Here is a 22,646-nt window from a genome sequence, read left to right as displayed (position 1 = left end):
GGTTACGGAGGGGGGACCCCGGCGTGTCCGGCAGGCACCGGCACCCGTGCGGTCCTTACGCGGTGAGCCAGTTCCGCAGCCGCTCCTCGCCAGCGAGGATCTTCGCCGTCTCCACCCGCTCGTCCCGCTTGTGCGCCAAGTGCGGGTTGCCGGGGCCGTAGTTGACCGCCGGGATGCCGAGCGCGGAGAACCGGGAGACATCCGTCCAGCCGTACTTGGGCCGCGGGGTGCCGCCCACCGCCTCGATGAAGGCCGCCGCGGCCGGGTGGGACAGACCCGGCAGCGCGCCCCCGCTGTGGTCGTCGACGACGAACTCCGTCACGCCGCAGTCCGCGAACACCTCGTGGACGTGCGCGATCGCCTCCTCCTCGGTGCGGTCGGGGGCGTAGCGGAAGTTGACCGTCACCACGCACTCGTCGGGGATGACGTTGCCCGCCACTCCCCCGCCGATGCGCACCGCGTTCAGGCCCTCGCGGTACTCCAGCCCGTCGATGACCGGCCGGCGCGGCTCGTAGGACGCGAGGCGGGCCAGGATGGGCGCCGCCGCGTGGATGGCGTTGGAGCCCATCCAGCCGCGCGCCGAGTGCGCCCGCTCGCCCGTGGTCTTCAGCAGCACCCGCAGCGTGCCCTGACAGCCGCCCTCCACCTCGCCGTCGGAGGGCTCCAGCAGGACCGCGAAGTCGCCCTGGAGCCACTCCGGACGGGCCTCGGCGACGTGCCTGAGTCCGTTGCGCTCGGCCTCGACCTCCTCGTTGTCGTAGAACACGAAGGTCAGGTCGCGGTTGGGGGCGGGGACCGTGGCCGCGATGCGCAACTGCACCGCCACGCCCGACTTCATGTCGCAGGTGCCGCAGCCCCACAGCACGCCGTCGTCGTCGAGCCGCGAGGGCACGTTGTCCGCGATCGGGACGGTGTCGATGTGGCCGGCCAGGATGACGCGCTCGGCGCGGCCCAGGTCCGTCCGGGCGATCACGTTGTTGCCGTACCGGTCCACGGTCAGGTGCGGCAGGGCGCGCAGGGCGGTCTCGATCGCGTCCGCGAGCGGCTTCTCGGTGCCGCTGACCGACGGGAAGTCCACGAGCCGCGCGGTGAGCGTGGCGGCGTCCAGCGTGAGGTCAAGGGAGGTGTCGGGCATGGCCTCGACCCTAGCGCGCCACCTGCCGGAACACCGCCGGGCCGACGGCGCGGACCCCACGCGGGGCACCGGCCGGGCTCCAGTACCTTGTACGCGTGCCAGAGCCGTCCCCCACCTCTCCCGAGCGCCGTGGCCGCCGTTTCCGTTTCACGGCGGCCCTGTTGGTCCTGTGCGGTGTCGCCGCGTACCTCGTGGTGCAGTACGTCACCGGAGGCGGCGGAGCGCGCGGCTGCAAAGTGGTCTCGGCCTCCGGTGACGGGGCCGCCTACGAGTTCACGCCCGAGCAGGCGGAGAACGCGGCCACGATCGCGGCCGTGGGCACCGGGCGCGGGATGCCTCAGCGGGCCGTGACGATCGCGCTGGCCACCGCCATCCAGGAGTCGGGGCTGCGCAACATCCGGCACGGCGACCGGGATTCGCTGGGCCTGTTCCAGCAGCGCCCCTCGCAGGGCTGGGGCAGCGAGCGGCAGATCATGGACCCGTCGTACGCGGCGGGCATCTTCTACGCGCACCTGGCCAAGGTGCCGCACTACACGGACCTGCCGCTGACGGTGGCCGCGCAGCGGGTGCAGCGCAGCGGCTACCCGGAGGCGTACGCCAAGCACGAGTCGGACGCCACGCTGCTGGCGGCGGCCCTGACCGGGCGCGCGGCGGCCACGCTGACCTGTGACGGGCGCCCGCAGCACACGGCGCCCGAGACCGGCCCGGACGCGGTACGGGCCGCGCTGGTACGGGACTTCGGGCGCGACGCGCTCCAGGAGACCGGCGCCGTGGTGGGCGGGACGCCCGTGCCGTCGCCGTCCCCGTCGCCGAGCGTGACCGCGACCGCGCGCGGGCGGACGGTGACGGTTCCGGTGCCGGAGGGCGCGAGGACGGACGCCACCGGGCGCGACGAGCGCGAGCGGGGCTGGCAGCTGGCGCACTGGGCGGTCGCCAACTCCTCGGCGCTGCGCATCGAGCGGGTGACGTACGCGGGGCGGGAGTGGACCGTGGGGAGCGACTCCGACGAGTGGCGCCCCGTCGCCTCCGAGGGGGCCGCCGGGGCGGAGCGGTCCGCCGGGGCCGTCCGGATCGTGGCCGCGCAGTAGGCCGTCGACAGCGGGCCGCACAGCAGTACGTCCGGTCACTCCCGCGGGTTGTGCTCCGCCGGAGTGACGGGACGGTCGGCGCGGTTGATCCTCCGGGGCGGAAATCCTTGGGAAATCAGGGACCGGAAGGTTTCTGCGCGGCATGCGGGCGAACCTTCTTTGCCCGTTTTTATCCACACCTGATAATGCGATGCGTTATCCATTCTTTACCCGGGGCGTCCGCAACCTTCGCGGGCTTCGAGCGGTAGTCACGGCGTCCGAGCCGGAGACGGGCTCGGACGCAGACACCGTTCTCTCCCGTCGAATGGAGCATCATGTCCCTCCCTCTGACCCGCCGGATCGCCCGTGCCGCGCTGCTCGTCGCAGCGGGAGCGGCCGCCGGGGTCGGTGCGGCCGGCTCCGCCGGTGCGGCCACGAACCTGCCCGACGTCGGCCCCAACCTGAGCGGGCTGACCGCGCTGGACGGGGCGCACGCCGGTGACGCCGTCGACAGTGCCGCACGGCAGGTGACCTCGGTCGCGGGCCACACGGGCGGCAAGGCGGTCGAGCAGGCGGTGCCGGCCGCGGGCAAGACCGGCGGCAGCGCCGTGAAGCGGACGACTCCGGTGGCGCAGAAGGCCGCGGGCGACGCGGCCGGTGCCGCGGGGGGTGTCCTCGGGGACGCCGCGGTCGGCGCGACGAAGGGCGGCGGCCTGCCGACGGACTCGCTCACCAAGGGCGGGCTGCCGACGGACTCCCTGCCGACCAAGGGCCTGCCGACGCAGGGCCTGCCCACGCAGGGCCTGCCGCTCGGCTGAGGCCGCCGGCGCCTGTGAACGGGGTCCAGGGAGTTCCCTGGGCCCCGTTTCGCCGTTGTGCGCGCGCCTGCGGCGCCGGTCAGGCGGTCAGGGTCAGCGGGTCAGGCGGGAGACGGCCGCCTGGACGCGTTCGTCCGTCGCCGTGAAGGCCACCCGTACGTGGCGTGCGCCCGCCTCGCCGTAGAAGTCGCCCGGGGCCACCAGGATGCCCTGGTCGGCCAGGTGGGCGACCGTGGTCCAGCAGGACTCGTCCCGGGTGGCCCACAGGTAGAGGCTCGCCTCGCTGTGTTCGATGCGGAAGCCGTGGGCGAGGAGGGCCGAGCGCAGTGCCTCCCGGCGGGCCGCGTAGCGCTCGCGCTGTTCCCGCACGTGGTCGTCGTCGCCGAGCGCGGCCACGACCGCGGCCTGCGTCGGCGCGGAGGTCATCATGCCGCCGTGCTTGCGGATCTGCAGCAGCGGGCCGAGGACCTCCGGGTCACCGGCGACGAAGGCCGCGCGGTAGCCCGCCAGGTTGGACCGCTTGGACAGGGAGTGCACGGCGACGATGCCGTCGTAGGAGCCGCCGTTGACGTCCGGGTGCAGGACCGAGACCGGGTCGGCCTCCCAGCCCAGCTCCAGGTAGCACTCGTCGGAGAAGAGCAGGACGTCGTGGGCGCGGGCCCACGCGACGATGTCCGTCAGCTCCCGCTTGGTCAGGACCCGGCCCGTCGGGTTGGACGGGGAGTTCAGCCAGAGCAGCCGCAGGTTCGCCGGGTCCAGCTCGCGCGGGTCGTCGTAGACCTCGTACTCGGCGCGGGCGAGGCGGGCGCCGACCTCGTAGGTGGGGTAGGCCAGGCGCGGGTAGGCGACCTTGTCGCCGGGGCCGAGGCCGAGCTGGGTGGGCAGCCAGGCCACCAGTTCCTTGGAGCCGACGACCGGCAGCACGTGCCGGTGGGTGATCCCGCGGGCGCCCAGCCGGCGCTCCAGCCAGCCCGTGATCGCGTCGCGCAGGGCGGGGGTGCCCCAGACGGTCGGGTAGCCCGGCGAGTCGGCCGCGTCGACCAGGGCCTTCCGGATCAGCTCGGGCACCGGGTCGACCGGGGTGCCCACCGAGAGGTCGACGATGCCGTCCGGGTGGGCGGCGGCCGTCTTCTTGTACGGCTCCAGCTTGTCCCACGGGAAGACGGGAAGCCGGTCGGAGACTGCGGACACGATCAGTGGCTCACTTTCGTACGGTGCGGCAAACGCCTCGGTCCCGTGCGGCGCTGATCGGGGTGATCGGGCCGTACGGGACCGAGGCGGCGCGGTTGCGGCCGCTTGGCGCTCAGGCGGGCTCTCAGCCCTGCTTCGGCAGCTCGGCGACGAAGGGGTGGTCGCGCTCGATCAGCCCCAGCTTGCTGGCGCCGCCGGGCGAGCCCAGCTCGTCGAAGAACTCGACGTTCGCCTTGTAGTAGTCCTTCCACTCCTCCGGGACGTCGTCCTCGTAGAAGATCGCCTCGACCGGGCAGACCGGCTCACAGGCACCACAGTCGACGCATTCGTCCGGGTGGATGTACAAGGACCGCTGGCCCTCGTAGATGCAGTCGACCGGGCACTCCTCGATGCACGCCTTGTCCTTGACGTCGACACAAGGCTGCGCGATGACGTAGGTCACGCTGTCGTTCCTCCTCGATAGGGCGCTGGCGGGCCTCCTCAGGCCCGCCGCCTGGCGCGCGGGAGCGCGGCGTCGTCGATGCCCGCCCCTAGTATCTCCGTTCCGGAGCATGATCCGAACAGGAGGGGTGAACTGACCAGTGGAAATCTCGGCGACAGGACGCCTGGAGGTCCGAATCACCCCCGCTGACGTGGGGAAACGGGTCTCTGTACGGCGGTTGGGCGAACCCGGTGCCGGACCGGAGAAGTTCACTGACACGGTGGGTGTTCTCACATCCTGGGACGGTGGCGTGCTCATGATCACACGCCGGGACGGGGAAAGTGTCGGAATCCCCGAATCCGCGCTGGTCGCGGGCAAAGTGATTCCCGCCGCACCGGCGCGCCGCAGGGGTCCCGCCGCCTCCTACCCGGAACTGGCGCGCGTCGCCGCGCGCGCCTGGCCCCCGGTGGAGAGCGAGCCGCTGGGCGACTGGGAGCTGCGGGCCGCCGCCGGGTTCACCCGGCGCGCCAACAGCGTCCTGCCGCTGGGCGACCCCGGGCTCGGGCTCGACGCGGCCCTGGACGCCGTACGACGCTGGTACGGCGAGCGTGGTCTGCCGGCGCGGGTGCAGACCGCGACCGGCGCCGAGGGCACGCAGGAGCTGCTGTGCGCGGAGCTGGAGCGGCGCGGCTGGGCGCGGGAGGTGAGCGCCGAGGTGTGGACCGGGGCGCTGGCGCCGGTCGCGGACCGGGCCGGCGGCGAGGGCGTGGTGCTGTCCCGGACGGCGGACGAGGCGTGGCTCGCCCGGTACCGGCGCAAGGGAGTGAGCGAGGTGGCCCTGAGGGTGCTGCGCGGCGGACCGTCGGTGTGGTTCGCGGCCGTGCCCGGTGCCGGGGCCGGCGAGCCCCCGGCGGCGATCGGACGGTGTGTCGTGGACGGCCGCTGGGCCGGGTTCGCCGCCGTCGAGGTGGACCCCGCCCGGCGCCGGGAGGGGCTGGCCACCGAGGTGATGGCCGCGCTGGCCCGGCGCGCCCTGGACGAGGGCGCCTCGGCGGCGTGGCTCCAGGTGGAGACGGACAACGAGGGCGGCAGGGCGCTGTACCGCACCCTCGGCTTCCTGCCGCACCACGCCTACCACCACTACCGCGCCCCGGAGGAAGCGGCCGCGCCCGACACCGTACGGGACGCACCGGACGCGCCCGACGCCGTACCGGAAGGTCCGGCCACGCCTGCCACCCCGGATCGCACGCCGGGGGGACCGGCCGCGTCCGACGTCGCGTCGGAAGAACCAGCCGCACCCGCCGCCCTCGACCACACGCCGGAAAAACCGGCCGCGCAGCACACACCGCACGGCCCCGCCACGCCCCCCGACCGTCACGGAAGGGCCTGAGCCTGTCATGCGTCAGCCGTATCTGCCGCCGCCGTATCCGCCCCCGCCGGACCGCTCCGCCGAGCTGCGGCGGCGGTTCGCCGAGGAGGCGCGGGCCGAGCGGCCGGATCTGCCGGCGCTGTGCCTGCTGATCGGCGCCGAGCTGGACGGCTCGCTGGACGACGCCGGTATCGACGCCGCGCAGGCGGAGCTGGACCGGCTGGCGGGCGAGCTGCCGTACCGGCCGGGCGGGCCGCGCGCGTGGGCGGAGGCGGTGCGCCGGCTGCTCGGCGACCGCCACGGCTTCCACGGCACGCCCGGCGACTACCGGCACCTGGAGTCCTCCCTGCTGCACGAGGTGCTCCGGCGGCGGCGCGGGCTGCCCATCCTGCTGTCGGTGGTGTGGCTGGAGGTCGCGCGCCGGGCCGGGGCGCCGGTGTACGGGGTCGCGCTGCCGGGGCACTTCGTGGTCGGGTTCGGACCGGCGGCGGACCGGGTGCTGGCCGATCCGTTCGAGGGCGGGCGGGTGCTCACCGGGACGGACGCCGAGCTGCTGGTGGTGGGCGCCACGGGCGCGCCGCCGGACCCCTCGATGCTGGAGCCGGCACCGCCGCTGGAGGTCGTGCAGCGGGTGCTGAACAACATCCGGGCGTGGGCGGAGGCCCGGCCGGAGCGGTCGGACGTGGGACTGCGGGCCGTGGAGCTGGCGCTGCTCATCCCCTCCCATCCGGCGCGCCTGCGCTACGAGCGCGGGCAACTGCTGGTGCGGTGCGGGCAGTTCGTGGCGGGCGCCGAGGAACTGGAGCACTACGCCGGCCTGATCGAGGTGGTGGACGAGGCGGCGGCGCGCAGGATCCGGCAGGAGGCGGGCACCGCACGCGCCCGGCTCAACTGACCGGGCGCCCTACAGCCACCCCTTCTCGCGGGCGATCAGCACCGCCTCCGCGCGGTTGCGGGCCGCCAGTTTCTGGATGGCCGTCGACAGGTAGTTGCGGACCGTGCCCGGGGACAGGTGCAGGGCCTGGGCCAGTTCGGCGTTGGTGGAGCCGTCGGCCGCCGCGCGGAGCACCTCGCGTTCGCGCTCGGTGAGCGGATTGGCGCCCTCGGCGAGCGCGGCGGCGGCCAGCGTCGGGTCGATGACCCGCTCGCCGGCCAGCACCTTGCGGATCGCCTCGGCGAGCTGGGCGGCGGGGGCGTCCTTGACGAGGAAGGCGTCGGCGCCGGCCTCCATGGCGCTGCGCAGATAGCCGGGCCGCCCGAACGTGGTGAGCACGACCAGCTTGACGTCCGGGTGGGCGCGGCGCACCCGGGCCGCGGCCTCGATGCCGGTGCAGCCGGGCATCTCGATGTCGAGCAGTGCCACGTCCACGCCGTGCGCGCCGACGGCGGCGACCACCTCGTCGCCGCGCGCGGCCTGGGCGACGACCTCGATGTCGTCCTCGAGGCCGAGCAGCGCGGCCAGCGCCTCGCGGACCATCGACTGGTCCTCGGCCAGCAGGACCTTGATCGTGCTCGTCATGCCCCGGATCCTACGTCGGTCAGGGGGGCCGCCGGCACGCGGGCGACCAGCCGGAATCCCTGTCTGACCCGGCCTGCCCGCAGGGTGCCGCCGGCCTTGTGGAGCCGCTCGGTCAGGCCGGTCAGACCGTTGCCGGGGCCCTTGCCGGGGCCGCCGGATCCGTTGTCCTCGACGGTGAGTTCGAGCACCGGACCGTCCAGGGTCTCGTGGCGCGACAGGCGTACCGCGCAGCGGTCGGCGCCGCTGTGCCGGACCACGTTGGTGACCGCCTCGCGCAGCGCCCAGGCGAGGGCGGACTCGGCCTCCTCGGGAACGCCGGTGAGGCCGGGGTCGTGGGGCACCTCGGCGACGACCCCGGCGGCGGCCAGGGCGGCCTGGGCGCCGGCGAGTTCGGCGGCCAGCCGGGGCCGCCGGTAGCCGGTGACGGCCTCCCGGACGTCGACCAGGGCCTGCCGGCTGACCTGTTCGATGTCGGCGACCTGCCGGGCCGCCTGCTCCGGGTGGCCGGGCAGCATCCGGCCGGCCAGCTCGCTCTTCAGCGTGATCAGGGAGAGCGAGTGACCGAGCAGGTCGTGCAGGTCGCGGGCGAGGCGCAGGCGTTCCTCGTTGGCGGCGAGCTGGGCGACGGTGGCCCGGGCCTTGCGCAGCTCGATGGTGGTGCGCACGAGCTGGCCGACGCCGGTCATCGCGAACCCGATGAGCACGACGAGGACGACCAGGCCGCGCGCCTCCTTCTCGGCGGAACGCATGCCGATCAGGTACATCACGAGGGCGGAGGCCGGGATGGCCCAGTAGGCGGCGCGCAGCGGCAGCGTGGCGCCGAAGGCGACCGCCAGGTAGACGAACAGGCCCAGCCAGGCGCTGCCGAGGGTGTAGGCCAGGACGGGCGCGAGGATGCCGAGGATCCCGCCGAGGCCGAGCACGACGCCCCGGGAGAACGGGCGGCCGATGTTGCGGAAGACCATCGTCAGATAGACCCCGACGAAGACGGCGAGGCCGCAGGAGCCCGCCACGGTGGCGGCGGTGGAGTGGTGGCCGCCGGCCAGGTCCTCGACGGGTGAGCTGAGGAAGACCAGCCAGACCAGGATCCACAGCGACTTGACCATCAGGTCGCGCCGGCTGGTGGGCGGCCAGCCCACGGGGGTGTGCCGCGGCATCGCGGTGTCCCGGTCTTCCGTCGTCGTGCCGCTCACGCCTTCAGCGTGTCCTTCCGGTACAGCCAGGCGGCGCCGCCCGCGAACAGGACGAAGGAGACGACGAGCACGGCGATGTCCTGGGCGTGCGGGGCCTGGCTCTGTTCGATGGCCCGTCCCAGGGCAGCGTACGCGTGGGTGGGCAGCCACCGGGCGATGTCCTGGAGCCACTGCGGGAAGGTGGTGGTGGGCATCCACAGGCCGCCCAGCATGGACAGCCCGAAGTAGATGATCATGGTGATCGGGCGGACCGCGTCGCCGGTGGCCAGGTAGCCGAGGGCGACGCCGAGCGCGGCGAAGACCAGGCTGCCGGCCCAGACGGCGCCGCTCAGCGCGAGCCACTGCCAGGCGTCGAGGCGTACGTCCTTCACCACGGCGGCTACCGCGAACACGATGACGATGGACGGCAGGCTGACCACGGCCGCGCCGGCGGTCTTGGCGAGGACGTAGCCGCGCCCGGGCAGCGGGGTCAGCCGCAGCTGCCGTACCCATCCGCTCTCGCGCTCCTTGGCGATGCGCTCGCTGTTGCCCATGAGCGTGGCGGTCAGGGCGCCGAAGGAGGCCATGGAGACCATCATGTACGTCGGCAGGGTCAGCCCCGTGCCGTCGACCTCGGTGTGGCTGTCGGCGTTGCCCGCGATCAGCAGGAACAGGGCCGAGGGGTAGATCACGGTGAAGAACAGGAACTTGCGGTTGCGCAGGGCCCGGACGAGTTCGAGCTTGATCAGGCTGTTCACTGCTGCTTGGCCTCCTCGGCGGCGGTGATGGCGACGAATGCCTGCTCCAGGCCGAGGCCGGCGACCTCGAGGTTGCGGGGGTAGAGGCCGAGGCCGTACAGGGCGTGGACGGTGGCGTCGGCGTCGACGGACTGGATGCGGACGGTCCGGCCCGAGACGTCGATCCGGGTGACGGACGGCAGGGCGCCGAGGGCGCTTTCGTCGATGCCGCCGGCCAGGTCGAAGGAGATACGGCGGACACCCGCCTTTGCCTTGATCTCGGCGGCGGTGCCGTCGGCGAGGAGGCGGCCCCGGTGCAGCACCAGGACCCGGTCGGCGATGGCGTCGGCCTCTTCGAGGTAGTGGGTGGCGAACAGCACCGTACGGCCCTGGTCGGCCTGCTCGCGCATGGTGGCCCAGAAGGCCTGGCGGGCGGAGACGTCCATGCCGGTGGTCGGCTCGTCCAGGACGATCAGGTCGCTGTCGCCGGCGGTGGCGAGGGCGAACCGGACCCGCTGGGCCTGTCCGCCGGACAGCTTGTCGGCCTTGCGGTCGGCGATCTGGCTCAGGCCCGCGCGCGCCAGCACGTCGGCGACCGGGTAGGGCCGCGGGTGCAGCGCGCAGGCCAGCTTCACCAGTTCGGCGACGGTGACCCCGTCCGTCAGCCCGCCGCTCTGCAGCATGGCACCGACCCGGCCGGCCACGATGGCCTCGCGCGGGCTGGTGCCGAACAGGGCGACCGAGCCGCTGTCGGGCTGCTTCAGCCCGAGGAGCAGATCGAGGGTGGTGGACTTGCCGGCCCCGTTCGGGCCGAGGAGGGCGACGGTCTCGCCCGGGTACAGCCGCAGCGAGAGGCCGTCCACGGCCCGCACGCTCCCGTACGTCTTGGTCACCTGGTCGAACCCGACCACCGGGGTGGTGGTGGCCGGTACCGCTGTCGTCGTCATGGTGTCCATGCTGGCGGCAGGGGGTGGCGGCCCGGCAGTGCCGTGGGTCCTGACCGCCGGGTGACAGATGTCATGCGGGGCGGGTGACGGTGCGGCGAGGGGCGCCCCCGTCGTGGAGACGCCCCCGCTTCCCGTGCGGTGACCGCCTAGCTCGGGTTCGTCTCGATGACCCCGACCCGGTTGGTCCTGCTCATCAGCGCGGGACGCAGCGCCGCGTAGACGTCCTCGGGGGTGACGGCCGTCTTCTTGCCGTTGCCCCGGGTGATGAGCACCCCGTCGAAGGCCTGGCCGTACAGCTCCTTGAGGGCGGCCAGGTCGGGCTTGTCGACCAGCTTGCCGTTCACGGCCGTGACCCGGAGGAACTTCCACAGCGAGTTCTGCGGGCTGAACGGCACCGAGTGGGCCGCGTCCACCTGGACCGTCACCCGGCCCGACATCGCGGGCTCGGCGAACTCCTTCATCATCCGGTCGACCTCGGCGTCGGAGACCGTCGGCTGCCGGGTGGTGGTCGGCACGGCGACCGGGGTGGCGTCGCCCGTCTCCACCAGCGCCCGGAATGCCTGTTCGACCGCCTGGGCGGAGTGTTCGGCGTCGACGGCCTTGCCCGCCTTGCCGTAGACGGGCACGGCCTTGCCGGACTTGAACTCGATGGTGCCGTCGGTGGCCACGCCCGCGCCCGCCTGAGAGCCGCCGCCGGCCTGCTGGAGCGCGGCGTGCAGCTTCTCCTCGTCCACCGGCATGACCGGGGCGACCACGCGCTTCTGCCCGAACAGGGAGCCGACGACGTGGACCGGGTTGTAGTCGCTGTGCGCGGCCTCGCTGACGGTGGCCTGGTAGTCGAACTGGAGGCCCGCGTTCTCCGGGGTGAGGGTGACGGTCTTGCCGCCGACGGCGAGCTTCAGCGGCTTGTCGACCCGCTTGCCGAAGGCGTCGTCCAGCTTCTTGACCGCGTCGTCGCGGGTGCCGCCGCCGATGTCGACACCGAGCACGGTGGTGCCCTTGGGCACGTCGGTGTGGTTCATCAGCAGTCCGGCGCCGTAGGCACCGCCCGCGACGACGACCACGAGGGCACCGAGCAGCATCAGCTTGCTGCGGCCCTTCTTCTTCGGCTTGGCCGCCTTGGCGGCGGGGGCCGGTTCCGGCTTGGGCGCGGGCGCCGCGGGCGCCGCCGGGCCGCCGCCGGGGGTGCCGAACGGGGCGCCGCCGCCCGCGCCGGGCACGACCGGGATGCCGCTGGTGACGGTCTGCCCGGAGACGTTGCCGGCGGCCGGCGAGCGGTAGCCGGGCGTGCCCGGTTCGGGGGCCGGCTTCTGCGGGGTGAGGATCGCGGTGTCGTCGCTGAGCCCGCCGCCGGGACCGCGGCCGGCCGGGCGGGTGCCCGCACCGGCGGGACCGGCGCCGGGGCCGTCGAGGTCCGCGAGGTCGGTCAGGGCGCTGCGCGGGGTGCCCTGGCCGGGGTAGCCGGCGTCCGCGCCCGAGGGGCCGTCGAAGGGGCCGCCCGCGCCGGGGCCGGGCGGCGGCACGAGGGTGCCGTCGCCGGTGACCGGTCCGCCGGTGGGGCCGGCCGGACCCTGCGGGCCGCCGGGGCCGCCGGTTCCGCCGGGCCCGTTGAAGCCGCTGGCGCCACCGTGTCCGTTCGGACCGCCGGGGCCGCCGTGTCCGTTCAGACCGCCGTGTCCGGTGAAGTCTCCGGCGCCGCCCTGCTGCGGGGCACCGGTCGCGCCACCGCCGTAGCCGTCGGATCCAGCGGCACCGGCGCCGTAGCCGTCGGGTCCGCTCGCACCGGCGCCGTAGCCGTCCTGGCCGCCGTGGGCCGAGAAGTACGGCAGGTCGTCGCGGCGGGAGTCATCGGCTCCGGGCGCACCGGAACCGGGGGTGCCGGGGCGGGAGCCGCCGCCCAGCGGGCCCGCGGTCAGCGCCTCGGTCACGTCGAAGGAGCCGGTGCCGCCGCCGTGGCCCGGGGCGACCGGGCCACCGGTGGCGCCGGGCAGGCCCCTGCCGCCCGCGGCACCGCCCTTGCGGCCGCCGGGGCGGGAGCCGCCCGGCGCGCTCATGGCGCCGACCACACCGCCGGGACGTCCGCCGGAGCGCGCGCCGGTGGCACCGGACGCGCCGGACGCACCCGGACCACCCTTGCGGGGGCGCGCCGCGCCGGAGGCGGGAGCCGGTGCGGCCGAACCGCCCTTGATGCCGGCGCCGTTGGTGCCGCCACCGCCCGGACCGCCCTTCGGGGCGCCGGACTTGCGGGGCGCGAACCAGTCGCTGGTCTTCTCCTCCGCCTGCCCGGCGGGCTCGGCCGGGGCCTCGGCGGTGCCGTCGGCGGCGGGCGCGCGGTCCGCCGTGGGCCGCTCCTCGGCGGCGGGCGTGTCGTCCCCGCCGCCCTCTCCGTCCGCGACGGGCTTGCGCACGACGACCGGCGGGATGGGCCGGGATCCGGGGATGTTGATCCGGATCCGGGTCGTCAGCGTGGTCTCGGTCTTCTTCTCGTCCGGCCGCGTGCCCGAACGGCCCGCGCCCGTACCGTCGTCGGAAGCCAGGGGGGTCCCGTACGGCGGTGTGCCGGAGGGGTATGCGGCTCCGCCGCGCCCGTTGGGCCCGGAGGACGGAGTGTCAGTTTCACGACTCAAGGCAGGTTCTCCCGGTTGGCTCCGCCGCCCTTACGACCTGACTGCTCGGGCGGCTCGGCGGCGCGCACCACCATACTGGCCACTTCTGGCGCGCATCCCATGACCGCTGAGGAAACCCACACGGGACTCGCACGTGCGCCGCACGGCGAAGTGGTACGTCACTTGCCAAGTCGGGCGGAGCCGCCGCCGGGTTGCCGTCCGGCGCCAACGGTGGCACAGATCACAGCCAGCACCATGCCGCCGAGCAGGAAGAGATAGGAGCCGCCGCCCGCGCCGAACAGGAAGTCGCCTTCCGGGCGGGTGGTGGTGAGCAGGACCACGGCGACGAGCCAGCCCGCGGCCGGCGCGACCGCCCCGCCCCGGCTGCGCGTGGCGTAGGAGCCGCCGAGGAAGGCCCCGGCGGCGCCGGCGAGGGAGAGCAGCAGCCCGCCGGGGAACCAGGCGGCCTGCACCAGGGCGCCGGCCGCGCCCACGAGCGCGCCGAGCACGAGCAGGCCGGCGAGGGCGGCGGCCCGGCCGGGAGAGGGCGGGCGCAACGGCTGGGCGAGCAGCGGGCCCGGTCCGCCGCCGCTCATGACGCCTCCTCGACACCCGCGAAGAGGTCGGTCTCCCCGGGCTCGGCCGTGCCGCGCACCAGCTCGTAGTACTCGGTGGTGAACAGCGGCTGGGCGAGGGCGTTGGAGAGCGCGAAGTACGGCCCGGCCACCTCGATCTGGGTGGCGTGGGCGCGCATCGCGGCGGCCTTGGCGGCGGCGTGCGCGGTGCCGTCGACGGCGGTGGTGATCCGCTCGTCGTCGACCACGCCCGGTACGTCGTCCACGGCCGCGCTCTTGTCGAACGGCAGGGTGTCCAGTTCGTCCCGGAGGCGGGCGAAGGCGGCCTCGGCGACGGAGCGCGGGACGCGGTTCCAGTACACCTTGGCGATCCGGTGGCCGCGTTCGGCCGCGAGGTCGACGGCGCGCATGGCGACGCGGTGGGCCTGGACGTGGTCGGGGTGGCCGTAGCCGCCGTTGTCGTCGTAGGTGACGAGGACCTGCGGGCGTACCTCCAGGATCACCTCGGCGAGGTGGCCGGCGGCCTCGTCCACGTCGGCCTGCCAGAAGCAGCCGGGGTCGTCGTTGTCGGCGGTGCCGGTCATCCCGGAGTCGCCGTAGCGCCCGGCGCCGCCGAGCAGCCGGCCGTCGGTGACGCCGAGCGCGGCGAGGGCCGCGCCCAGCTCACCGCGCCGGTGTGTGCCCAGCGCGGGGCCCGTCAGATGCCGCAGCTCCGGCGGGATGACCTCGCCGCGCTCGCCCAGGGTGCAGGTGACCAGGGTCACATGGGCACCCTCGGCCGCGTACCTGGCCATGGTCGCGCCGTTGTTGATCGACTCGTCGTCCGGGTGCGCGTGCACCAGCAGCAGACGCCGCGCGGGCAGTTCCGTCATGGCACCACCCTACGAGGTCTCGCGCACCGCCCCCGGCGACACCGGCCCTCAGAACTTGATGCTGCCGATCATGCCGGCGACGTTGGTCGTCAGCTCTCTGATCGTGGGCGCGATGGTCGAGGAGGCGAGATAGAAGCCGAGCAGGATGCAGACGACCGCATGGCCGCCCTTCAGTCCTGACTTCTTGATCAACAGGAAGACGATGATCGCCAGCAGCACCACCGCCGAAATCGAGAGTGCCACGGCGGCTCACCTCCAAAGATCCCAGGGACGCGGGTTCTAGATCAGTTGAGCAAATCCATGCAGTCGCCAGCAGGTTGATACCCACACAGCGGTAGTGATCATAACTATCCGTGTGCGCGCATCGCTCGGCGCACAGCCGCACAAGGGGGCGCATGGCCAATATGGTCGGGGTATGACGACCGAGGCTGACTCCTTCCCCCGCCGGCACGCGCGGACGCAGCGGTTCACGCTCGGCGCGCCGCGTTCCTTCACCGTGGCACCCGACGGCGCGCGCGTGGCGTTCCTGCGTTCCGGCTCGGGCACCGACCGGGCCAACTCCCTGTGGGTACTGGACCTTCCGGACGGCACCGAGCGCCTGGCGGCCGATCCCGGGGTGCTGCTCCAGGGCTCCCCGGAAGAGCTGCCGCCCGAGGAGCGGGCCCGCCGCGAGCGGAGCCGGGAGGGGGGTGGGGGCATCGTCGGTTATGCCACCGACAATTCCGTGGAGCTGGCGTCCTTCGCCTTGTCAGGGCGGCTTTTCACGGCGGAGCTACGGGCCGGGACGGCACGTGAACTCCCCGTTCCGGGATCGGTGATCGACCCTCGTCCGGCCCCCGACGGGCGGCACATCGCCTACGTCGCGCGGGGCGCGCTGCGGGTGGTGGGCGCCGAGGGGGACGGCGACCGGGCGCTGGCCGAGCCGGAGTCGGCGGAGGTCTCCTACGGGCTCGCGGAGTTCGTCGCGGCCGAGGAGATGGGGCGTTCGCGGGGCTTCTGGTGGGCTCCGTCCTCGGACCGGCTGCTGGTGGCGCGCGTGGACGACACGCCGGTGCGGCGGTGGTGGATCGCGGATCCGGCCCGTCCGGAACGTGAGCCACTCAACATCCGGTACCCGGCGGCGGGCACCCCCAACGCGGACGTACACCTGTTCGTCCTCGGGCTGGACGGCAGTCGCACGGAGGTGGTCTGGGACCGGGCCCGCTATCCCTATCTGGCGCGTGTGCACTGGTCAGAGGCGGGTGCGCCGCTGCTGCTGGTGCAGGCGCGGGACCAGCGCAGCCAGCTGTTCCTGGCCGTGGACCCCGATTCCGGGGCCACCCGGATGGTGCACGCCGACGAGGACTCAGATTGGCTGGAACTTTTCGCTGGTGTGCCCTGCTGGAGCCCCTCGGGGCGGCTTGTCCGCATCGCGGACGAGGGCGGCGCCCGGGTGCTGACGGTCGGGGAACGGCCGTTGACCAGCGCACAGTTGCACATTCGTGCGGTTCTGGACGTGGGTTCCCGGGACGTACTGGTTTCCGCCTCTTCCGGTCCGGAGGCCGCGGCGCCGGAAATTGGCGAAGTTCATGTGTACAGAGTGAACGAGTTGGGTGTGGAGCGCGTGTCGGACGAGCCCGGTGTGCACTCCGCGGTGCGCGCCGGGGGTGTGACCGTCCTGGTGTCCGCGGCCCTGGACCGGCCGGGCACCCGGGCCCGGGTGCTGTGCGACGGGAAGCCGGCGGCCACGATCCGGTCGTACGCCGAGGATCCGGGGCTGCGTCCGCGGGTCACGCTCACCGAAGGGGGCGCACGCCGAATTCCATGCGCCGTGCTTATGCCACGGGACTACCCCGGCGACACTCCTCTGCCGGTCCTGCTGGATCCCTACGGCGGCCCGCACGGGCAGCGGGTGGTGGCCGCGCACAACGCCCACCTCACCTCCCAGTGGTTCGCCGACCAGGGTTTCGCGGTGCTCGTCGCCGACGGCCGGGGCACCCCGGGCCGCTCCCCCGGCTGGGAGAAGGCGATCCGGGACGACGTGGCGGCCGTGGTGCTCCAGGACCAGGTCGACGCGCTGCACGCGCTCGCCGAGCGGTACCCGCTGGACCTGGACCGGGTGGCGATCCGGGGCTGGTCCTTCGGCGGCTATCTGGCGGCGCTGGCGGTGCTGCGCCGCCCGGACGTCTTCCACGCGGCGGTGGTCGGCGCGCCCGTCACCGACCTCAGGCTCTACGACACCCACTATCAGGAGCGCTACCTCGGCGATCCGGGCGAGCAGCCGGAGGTCTACCGCCGCAACTCGGTGATCGACGACGCGGGCCTGGTCGACGCGGCCGAACCGCACCGCCCGATGATGGTGATCCACGGGCTCGCTGACGACAACGTGGTGGTCGCCCACTCGCTGCGGCTGTCCTCCGCCCTGCTGGCCGCCGGCCGGCCGCACGAGGTGCTGCCGCTGTCCGGGGTCACCCACATGACCCCGCAGGAGACGGTCGCGGAGAATCTGCTCCACCTCCAGCTGGACTTCCTGCGGCGCTCCCTGCCCCCGGTGAAACGCCCGTGAACTCCGTTAACACGCAGGCAACTTCACGGAAGCGGTACCGATATACGGACAAGGCAGCCTGAACTGCGTACGGCCGTGCGGGTGCCGTAAACGGGCCGGGGTGCGCCATGTCACCCCGGCCCGTTCCCGTTGCCGGGCTCCCCGGAGGGGACGGCCGGCCTCTCCTCGGCGAAGTGACAGGCCGACGGGTGGGCCGCGGGGCCGCCGGCGTCCCGGAAGACGGCCGGCACCGCCAGCTCCGGGACCTCCCGCGCGCACCGCTCGCGCGCCTTCCAGCAGCGGGTGCGGAAGCGGCACCCGGACGGGACGGCCGCCGGCGAGGGCACGTCCCCGGTGAGGATGATCCGCTCGCGCCGGTCCCGGGCCCCGGGGTCGGGCACGGGCACCGCGGAGAGCAGGGCCTGGGTATAGGGGTGCGTCGGATGGTCGTAGATCGCGTCGGCCGGGCCGCTCTCCACGATCCGGCCCAGGTACATCACCCCGACCCGGTCCGAGATGTGCCGCACCACCGACAGGTCGTGCGCGATGAAGACGTACGACAGGCCGAACTCCGCCTGGAGCCGGGCCAGCAGGTTGACCACCTGGGCCTGCACCGAGACGTCCAGGGCGGACACCGGCTCGTCGGCGACCACGACCTCGGGACGCAGCGCCAGCGCCCGGGCGATGCCGACGCGCTGGCGCTGGCCGCCGGAGAACTGGTGGGGGTAGCGGCCCGCGTACTCCGGGTCCAGGCCGACCACGTCCAGCAGCTCCCGCACCCTGCGCCGCCGGTCGCCCTTGGGAGCCGCCTCGGGGTGGATCTCGTACGGCTCCCCGACGATGTCCCCGACCGTCATCCGGGGGTTGAGCGAGGTGTAGGGGTCCTGGAAGACCATCTGGACGGCGCGGCGCACGGCCTTCAGTGCCCGGCCGGACAGGGCGGTGACGTCCTCGCCCTTGAACCGGATGGTGCCGGCCGTCGGGCGCTCCAGATGGCACAGCAGCCGGGCCACCGTCGACTTGCCGCAGCCCGACTCGCCGACCAGGCCCAGGGTCTCGCCCCGGCCGAGCGCGAAGTCGACGCCGTCGACCGCCTTCACCGCGCCGGTTTGCCCGCGCAGCAGCACGCCCCGGGTGAGGGGGTAGTGCTTGACCAGCCCGGTCACCTCCAGAATCGGCTCAGCCACGCAGGCACTCCCTCCAGAAGTGGCAGGCGCTGCCCCGGCCGCCGGGCACCTCGTACAGCGGCGGCTCGTCGGTGCGGCACACATCCTGGGCCATCGGGCAGCGCGGGTGGAAGGAGCAGCCGGGCGGGACGCGCATGAGGTTCGGCGGCATGCCCTTGATGGCGTACAGCTCCCGGCCCTTGCGGTCCAGCCGGGGCACCGAGTCCAGCAGCCCCCGGGTGTAGGGGTGGGCGGGGGCCCGGTAGAGGTCGTGCACGGGCGCGGACTCGACGATCCTCCCGGCGTACATCACCGCGATCCGGTCGGCGACGTCCGCGACCACGCCCAGGTCGTGGGTGATCAGGATCAGCCCCATGCGGTACTCGCGCCGCAGCTCCGCCAGGAGATCCATGACCTGGGCCTGGACCGTGACGTCCAGGGCGGTGGTGGGCTCGTCGGCGATGACGAGGGCCGGCCGCAGGGCCAGCGCCATCGCGATCATGATGCGCTGGCGCATGCCGCCGGAGAACTGGTGGGGGTAGTCCCGCACCCGCTGGGCCGCCGCCGGGATGCGCACCCGCTCCATCAGCTCCACCGCCCGGGCCCGGGCGTCCTTGCGGGACATCCCCCGGTGCACGACGAACATCTCCCCGAGCTGGTCCCCCACGGTGAGCACCGGGTTGAGCGCCGACAACGCGTCCTGGAAGATCATCGCCATCTGCGCGCCCCGGATCCGGCGCCGCTCCCGCTCCTTGAGGGTGAGCAGGTCCCGGCCCTGGAACAGGACGCGCCCGCCGGTGATCCGGCCGGGCGGGGTGTCCAGGATGCCCATCACGGCCTGCGCGGTGACGGACTTGCCGGAGCCGGACTCGCCGAGCACGGCCAGGGTCTCCCCCGCGTCCACCGCGTAGCCGACCCCGTCGACGGCCCGGGCGACACCGTCCCGGGTCCGGAACTCCACGCGCAGGTCCCGCACTTCGAGCAGCACGGCGCCGTCACCTCAGCTTCGGGTCGAGGGCGTCGCGGACCGCGTCGCCGAGCATGATGAAGGCCAGCACCGTCACGGCCAGGGCGCCCGAGGGCCACAGCAGGGCGTGCGGGGCGTTGCGGATGAAGGGGGAGGCGGCGGAGATGTCGATGCCCCAGGAGACGCTGGGCGGTCTCAGGCCGACGCCGAGGTAGGACAGGGTCGCCTCCAGGGCGATGTAGGTGCCGAGCGCGATGGTGGCGACGACGATGACGGGCGCCACCGCGTTGGGGGCGATGTGTCGGAGCAGGATGCGGGTGTCGGAGGCGCCGAGGGCGCGGGCGGCCTGGACGTAGTCGTTCTGCTTGACGGTGAGGACCGAGCCGCGCGCGATCCGGGAGATCTGCGGCCATCCCAGCAGCACCATGAAGCCGACGACCGGCCAGACCGTGGTGGAGGTGACCATCGAGAGCAGGACCAGGCCGCCGAGGACGACCGGGATGGCGAAGAAGATGTCGGTGAGCCGGGACAGCAGCGCGTCCCAGACGCCGCCGAAGTAGCCCGCGAGTCCGCCGAGCACCGAGCCGAGCAGCGCCACCCCGAGCGTGGCGCACAGGCCGACCGTGACGGACGTACGGGCGCCGTGGACGGTGCGGGTGTAGACGTTGCAGCCCTGGCCGTCGTAGCCGAAGGGGGCGCCCGGGGCCGGGCCGTCCTGGGATCTGGCCAGGTCGCAGCTGAGCGGGGAGCCGGGGGCGATCAGCGAGGGCCACAGCGAGATCAGCACCAGGAAGCAGATGACCAAGGCCGACAGCAGGAAGACGGGGTTGCGGCGCAGGTCCCGCCAGGCGTCGGACCACAGCGACCGGGGCCGGCCGGCCGGTCCCTGCCCGGGCGCTCCGCCCGGTGTCCCCTCCAGCGTGACGGCCTCGCTCGCGCCGAGGTCCATCGCACCGCCCATGCCGGTGCCGGCGATCGCGCCTTCGGGCTCGTAGGGCTGTTCAGGCATGGCGGATCCTCGGATCGAGTACGGCGTACAGCAGGTCCACGAGCAGGTTGGCCACCAGGAAGACGAGGACCAGCACGGTCACGAAGCCGACGACGGTCTGGCTGTTCTGGCGCAGGATGCCCTGGTAGAGCTGGTAGCCGACGCCGTGGATGTTGAAGATCCGCTCGGTGACGATGGCGCCGCCCATCAGCGCGCCGATGTCGGTGCCGATGAACGTGACCACGGGGATGAGCGAGTTGCGCAGCAGGTGCCGGGTGACGACCCGGCGGCGGGGCAGGCCCTTGGCGACGGCGGTGCGGACGTAGTCGGAGCGCCGGTTCTCCGCGAGGGAGGTGCGGGTCAGCCGGGTGACGTAGGCGAGCGAGACGGAGGCGAGGACCAGCCCGGGCACGATCAGCTCGTCGAAGCCGCCGGCGCGCACCGAGGGTCTGATCCACTGCCACTTGATGCCGAGCAGCAGTTGCAGCAGCAGGCCGGTGACGAAGGTCGGCACGGAGATGACCACCAGGGTGGCCAGCAGCACCGCGGTGTCCACGGGCCGGCCGCGCCTGAGCCCGGTCACCACGCCCAGGGTGACGCCGACGACCACCTCGAAGAGGACGGCCACGACGGTCAGCCGGACGGTGACCGGGAACGCCGTCGCCATCAGCTCGGTGACCGGCTGTCCGTTGAACGCCGTGCCGAAGTCGCCGGTGAAGACCTTCGCCATGTAGGTGAGGTACTGCCGCCACACCGGCTGGTCGAGGCCGAACTCCCGTCTGAGCTGGGCGGCGGTCGCCGGGTCGCAGGCCCGTTCCCCGCACAGGCCGGCGACGGGATCGCCCATCACGTTGACCATCAGGAAGATCAGCAGCGTGGCCCCGACGAAGACCGGGATCATCTGCAGCAGCCGGCGCAGGACGTGGCGTCCCACGGCTCAGCCGACCCTGATCTCGTTGTACACGGGCACGCTGAACGGGTTGAGCGCCACGTGGGACAGCCGCTCGGAGTAGCCGGCGTTGCCGTTCTGGTACCACAGCGGGATCGCGGCCATGTGGTCCCGGACGACTTCCTCGGCGCGCTGGAAGAGGGCGACGGACCTGGCGGGGTCGGTCTCGGCGTTGGCCCGGTCGACCAGCCGGTCGAATTCCTCGTCGGACCAGGCGCCGTCATTGGAGGAGGCGCCGGTGTAGTAGAGGGGCTGGAGGAAGTTCTGGATGAGCGGGTAGTCCATCTGCCAGCCCGCCCGGAACGGGCCGGTCATCCGGTGCCCGCCGAGCTGGTTGCGGAAGTCGGCGAAGGTGCCGACCGGGTTGCCGACGCAGGCCCGGTCGTCGCCGAGCGCGTTGTTGATGGAGTTGCACACGGCGTCGACCCACTGGCGGTGCGAGCCGGAGTCCGCGTTGTAGGTCACGGTGAGCCGGCCGCCGGGGATGCCGCCGCCCTCCTCGATCAGCTCGCGCGCCCGGCCGGGGTCGTACTCGCACGCCCTGCCGCACAGGCCCTTCTTGTAGCCGCCGGCCGCGCCGAGCACCGGGGAGGTCCAGTCGGTGGCCGGGGTGCGGGTCCCGCGGAAGATGGTGTCGGTGATCTGCCGGCGGTTGATCGCCATGGACAGCCCGGTGCGGACCTTCTCCGCGCCGGGTCTGCTCCAGTCCTTGTCGTAGTAGGGGAAGGCGAGGGTCTGGAGGATGCCCGCGGGCGTGTTGAGGTAGCGCTCGCCCAGGTCGCTCTCGACGTTCTTCAGCTGGGCGGCGGGGATGTCGTCGGCGAGGTCGAGGTTGCCGGCCAGGAGGTCGGTGTAGGCGGTGTTGCTGTCGGTGTAGACGAGCAGGGTGACGCCGTCGTTGCGCGCCTTGTCGGGGCCGGGGTAGCGGTCCCACCTCTTCAGGTACATCTGCGCGCCCTTTGTATAGGACTCGATGGTGTACGGGCCGTTGCCGACCGGCTTGCGCACCCAGGCCGCGTGGTCGGTGAAGAAGGCGCGGGGCAGCGGGGCGAAGGCCGCGTAGCCGAGGGTGTCGGGGAAGCCGGAGAACTTCTGGTTGAGCCGGACGGTGAAGGTGTGGTCGTCCACCACCTTCAGTCCGCTCAGGGTGTCGGCGCGCTGCCGGCCGCTTTCGGGGTGGACCTCGTCGTAGCCGTCGATGTAGCCGAAGAAGTAGGCGTTCTTCTGGTTGTTGCGCAGGCTCGCCCCGTAGTTCCAGGCGTCCACGAAGGAGCGGGCGGTCACCTTCTCGCCGTTGGAGAAGATCCAGCCGTCTTTCAGGCGGACGGTGAAGGTGCGCGAGTCCCGGGTCTCGATGGACCGGGCCAGAAAGTCGCGGGCCTTGCCCGTTTTCGGGTCGTACCGCTTCAGGCCCCGGAAGATCATGTCGAGGACCTTGCCGCCCTGCACCTCGTTGGTGTTGGCCGGCTCCAGGGGGTTCTGCGGGTCGGCCCAGGAGGAGCTGAGCACCGCGCCGCCGTTGCCGCCGGCGCCCACGCCCGCGCAGCCCGTGGCGGCGAGCGCCAGGGCCGCCGCGCAGGCGGCCCGTCGGGCATGCGTGCCGCACCGCATGGCGTGCCTCCT

20 protein-coding genes and 1 pseudogene are annotated in these 22,646 nt (G+C 73.4%); 5 read left to right on the top strand and 16 right to left on the bottom strand.

The features are described 5' to 3' along the window. Nucleotides 1–55: 55 nt before the first annotated feature. A complete protein-coding gene (gene dapE, locus HB370_RS26080) occupies nt 56–1,135 on the bottom strand; it encodes a succinyl-diaminopimelate desuccinylase (RefSeq protein ID WP_030778955.1) in 1,080 nt (359 codons plus the stop codon). A gap of 95 nt (nt 1,136–1,230) precedes the next feature. On the opposite strand from dapE, the gene HB370_RS26075 reads away from it, so the two are divergent. Together HB370_RS26075 and HB370_RS26070 are read left to right on the top strand one after the other, a co-directional pair. Next, complete coding sequence (locus HB370_RS26075; RefSeq protein ID WP_208974443.1) at nt 1,231–2,223, top strand: heavy metal transporter; 993 nt, start codon at nt 1,231–1,233, stop codon at nt 2,221–2,223. 314 nt (nt 2,224–2,537) lie between these two features. Beyond that, a complete protein-coding gene (locus HB370_RS26070) occupies nt 2,538–3,020 on the top strand; it encodes an ATP-binding protein (RefSeq protein WP_030778950.1) in 483 nt (160 codons plus the stop codon). Between the two features lie 93 nt (nt 3,021–3,113). Here the strand turns inward: HB370_RS26070 and HB370_RS26065 are convergent, their stop codons facing one another. Together HB370_RS26065 and fdxA are read right to left on the bottom strand one after the other, a co-directional pair. After that, the gene (locus HB370_RS26065) at nt 3,114–4,211 is read right to left on the bottom strand and encodes a bifunctional succinyldiaminopimelate transaminase/glutamate-prephenate aminotransferase (RefSeq protein WP_030778949.1); all 1,098 of its coding nucleotides are present in this window, start codon (nt 4,209–4,211) and stop codon (nt 3,114–3,116) included. Nucleotides 4,212–4,335: 124 nt separating this feature from the next. Further along, nucleotides 4,336–4,653, bottom strand: coding sequence for a ferredoxin (gene fdxA / locus HB370_RS26060; protein ID WP_030614838.1), 318 nt, complete (start codon nt 4,651–4,653; stop codon nt 4,336–4,338). Nucleotides 4,654–4,792: 139 nt separating this feature from the next. Here fdxA and HB370_RS26055 point away from each other — a divergent pair. Both HB370_RS26055 and HB370_RS26050 read left to right on the top strand, forming a co-directional pair. After that, nucleotides 4,793–5,788 (top strand): annotated as a pseudogene (locus HB370_RS26055) (GNAT family N-acetyltransferase); the annotation flags it as partial. A 241-nt stretch (nt 5,789–6,029) separates the two neighbouring features. After that, a complete protein-coding gene (locus HB370_RS26050; RefSeq protein WP_030778944.1) occupies nt 6,030–6,896 on the top strand; it encodes a transglutaminase-like domain-containing protein in 867 nt (288 codons plus the stop codon). A 9-nt stretch (nt 6,897–6,905) separates the two neighbouring features. On the opposite strand, the gene HB370_RS26045 is transcribed toward HB370_RS26050, so the two are convergent. From HB370_RS26045 to HB370_RS26010, 8 genes are all read right to left on the bottom strand, one after another. Next, on the bottom strand, nt 6,906–7,520 hold the full coding sequence (locus tag HB370_RS26045; RefSeq protein WP_030778942.1) for a response regulator transcription factor: 615 nt from the start codon (nt 7,518–7,520) through the stop codon (nt 6,906–6,908). Continuing rightward, the gene (locus HB370_RS26040; protein ID WP_030778939.1) at nt 7,517–8,677 is read right to left on the bottom strand and encodes a histidine kinase; all 1,161 of its coding nucleotides are present in this window, start codon (nt 8,675–8,677) and stop codon (nt 7,517–7,519) included. Before HB370_RS26040 ends, HB370_RS26045 begins: the two co-directional genes overlap by 4 nt. A 32-nt stretch (nt 8,678–8,709) precedes the next feature. After that, complete coding sequence (locus tag HB370_RS26035; RefSeq protein WP_030778937.1) at nt 8,710–9,450, bottom strand: ABC transporter permease; 741 nt, start codon at nt 9,448–9,450, stop codon at nt 8,710–8,712. After that, the gene (locus HB370_RS26030; RefSeq protein ID WP_037700977.1) at nt 9,447–10,385 is read right to left on the bottom strand and encodes an ABC transporter ATP-binding protein; all 939 of its coding nucleotides are present in this window, start codon (nt 10,383–10,385) and stop codon (nt 9,447–9,449) included. The genes HB370_RS26035 and HB370_RS26030 overlap by 4 nt, the downstream gene beginning before the upstream one ends. Before the next feature lie 137 nt (nt 10,386–10,522). Then, nucleotides 10,523–13,003: a hypothetical protein gene (locus tag HB370_RS26025; RefSeq protein ID WP_167513026.1), complete on the bottom strand. Its 2,481-nt coding sequence runs from the start codon at nt 13,001–13,003 to the stop codon at nt 10,523–10,525. 158 nt (nt 13,004–13,161) lie between these two features. Beyond that, nucleotides 13,162–13,578, bottom strand: a complete 417-nt coding sequence (locus HB370_RS26020; protein ID WP_167513025.1) for a DUF6113 family protein — start codon at nt 13,576–13,578, stop codon at nt 13,162–13,164. Beyond that, the gene (gene mshB, locus HB370_RS26015; protein WP_030778929.1) at nt 13,575–14,429 is read right to left on the bottom strand and encodes an N-acetyl-1-D-myo-inositol-2-amino-2-deoxy-alpha-D-glucopyranoside deacetylase; all 855 of its coding nucleotides are present in this window, start codon (nt 14,427–14,429) and stop codon (nt 13,575–13,577) included. The genes HB370_RS26020 and mshB overlap by 4 nt, the downstream gene beginning before the upstream one ends. Nucleotides 14,430–14,477: 48 nt before the next feature. Beyond that, on the bottom strand, nt 14,478–14,672 hold the full coding sequence (locus tag HB370_RS26010) for a hypothetical protein (RefSeq protein ID WP_030614868.1): 195 nt from the start codon (nt 14,670–14,672) through the stop codon (nt 14,478–14,480). 172 nt (nt 14,673–14,844) lie between these two features. Here HB370_RS26010 and HB370_RS26005 point away from each other — a divergent pair, with 172 nt between their 5' ends. Continuing rightward, nucleotides 14,845–16,974 (top strand): prolyl oligopeptidase family serine peptidase, encoded by a 2,130-nt coding sequence (locus tag HB370_RS26005; RefSeq protein ID WP_030778928.1) that lies wholly within the window; start codon nt 14,845–14,847, stop codon nt 16,972–16,974. Nucleotides 16,975–17,084: 110 nt separating this feature from the next. Here HB370_RS26005 and HB370_RS26000 read toward each other — a convergent pair whose 3' ends face one another. Genes HB370_RS26000 through HB370_RS25980 form a run of 5 tightly spaced genes read right to left on the bottom strand, consistent with a single transcriptional unit; the run spans nt 17,085 to nt 22,634 of the window. Next, nucleotides 17,085–18,140, bottom strand: a complete 1,056-nt coding sequence (locus HB370_RS26000; RefSeq protein WP_030778926.1) for a dipeptide ABC transporter ATP-binding protein — start codon at nt 18,138–18,140, stop codon at nt 17,085–17,087. Continuing rightward, a complete protein-coding gene (locus HB370_RS25995; protein WP_030778924.1) occupies nt 18,133–19,107 on the bottom strand; it encodes an ABC transporter ATP-binding protein in 975 nt (324 codons plus the stop codon). Before HB370_RS25995 ends, HB370_RS26000 begins: the two co-directional genes overlap by 8 nt. Nucleotides 19,108–19,114: 7 nt before the next feature. Then, nucleotides 19,115–20,095: an ABC transporter permease gene (locus HB370_RS25990; RefSeq protein WP_030778922.1), complete on the bottom strand. Its 981-nt coding sequence runs from the start codon at nt 20,093–20,095 to the stop codon at nt 19,115–19,117. After that, nucleotides 20,088–21,008, bottom strand: a complete 921-nt coding sequence (locus tag HB370_RS25985) for an ABC transporter permease (RefSeq protein WP_030778920.1) — start codon at nt 21,006–21,008, stop codon at nt 20,088–20,090. Before HB370_RS25985 ends, HB370_RS25990 begins: the two co-directional genes overlap by 8 nt. Nucleotides 21,009–21,011: 3 nt before the next feature. Beyond that, nucleotides 21,012–22,634, bottom strand: coding sequence for an ABC transporter substrate-binding protein (locus tag HB370_RS25980; protein ID WP_030778918.1), 1,623 nt, complete (start codon nt 22,632–22,634; stop codon nt 21,012–21,014). Nucleotides 22,635–22,646: the final 12 nt, after the last annotated feature.

Origin of the sequence: Streptomyces sp. DSM 40868 (assembly GCF_011820545.1) — a bacterium.
GTDB lineage: Bacteria > Actinomycetota > Actinomycetes > Streptomycetales > Streptomycetaceae > Streptomyces > Streptomyces eurythermus.
This window is presented reverse-complemented; position numbering and strand designations above follow the sequence as displayed.

What these genes read in the sequence shown, in the direction of transcription:
- dapE (WP_030778955.1), bottom strand. Translation starts at nt 1,135, where the DNA reads ATGCCCGACACCTCCCTTGACCTCACGCTGGACGCCGCCACGCTCACC.
- HB370_RS26070 (WP_030778950.1), top strand. Translation starts at nt 2,538, where the DNA reads ATGTCCCTCCCTCTGACCCGCCGGATCGCCCGTGCCGCGCTGCTCGTC.
- HB370_RS26050 (WP_030778944.1), top strand. Translation starts at nt 6,030, where the DNA reads ATGCGTCAGCCGTATCTGCCGCCGCCGTATCCGCCCCCGCCGGACCGC.
- HB370_RS26045 (WP_030778942.1), bottom strand. Translation starts at nt 7,520, where the DNA reads ATGACGAGCACGATCAAGGTCCTGCTGGCCGAGGACCAGTCGATGGTC.
- HB370_RS26040 (WP_030778939.1), bottom strand. Translation starts at nt 8,677, where the DNA reads ATGCCGCGGCACACCCCCGTGGGCTGGCCGCCCACCAGCCGGCGCGAC.
- HB370_RS26030 (WP_037700977.1), bottom strand. Translation starts at nt 10,385, where the DNA reads ATGGACACCATGACGACGACAGCGGTACCGGCCACCACCACCCCGGTG.
- HB370_RS26020 (WP_167513025.1), bottom strand. Translation starts at nt 13,578, where the DNA reads ATGAGCGGCGGCGGACCGGGCCCGCTGCTCGCCCAGCCGTTGCGCCCG.
- mshB (WP_030778929.1), bottom strand. Translation starts at nt 14,429, where the DNA reads ATGACGGAACTGCCCGCGCGGCGTCTGCTGCTGGTGCACGCGCACCCG.
- HB370_RS26005 (WP_030778928.1), top strand. Translation starts at nt 14,845, where the DNA reads ATGACGACCGAGGCTGACTCCTTCCCCCGCCGGCACGCGCGGACGCAG.
- HB370_RS25990 (WP_030778922.1), bottom strand. Translation starts at nt 20,095, where the DNA reads ATGCCTGAACAGCCCTACGAGCCCGAAGGCGCGATCGCCGGCACCGGC.
- HB370_RS25980 (WP_030778918.1), bottom strand. Translation starts at nt 22,634, where the DNA reads ATGCGGTGCGGCACGCATGCCCGACGGGCCGCCTGCGCGGCGGCCCTG.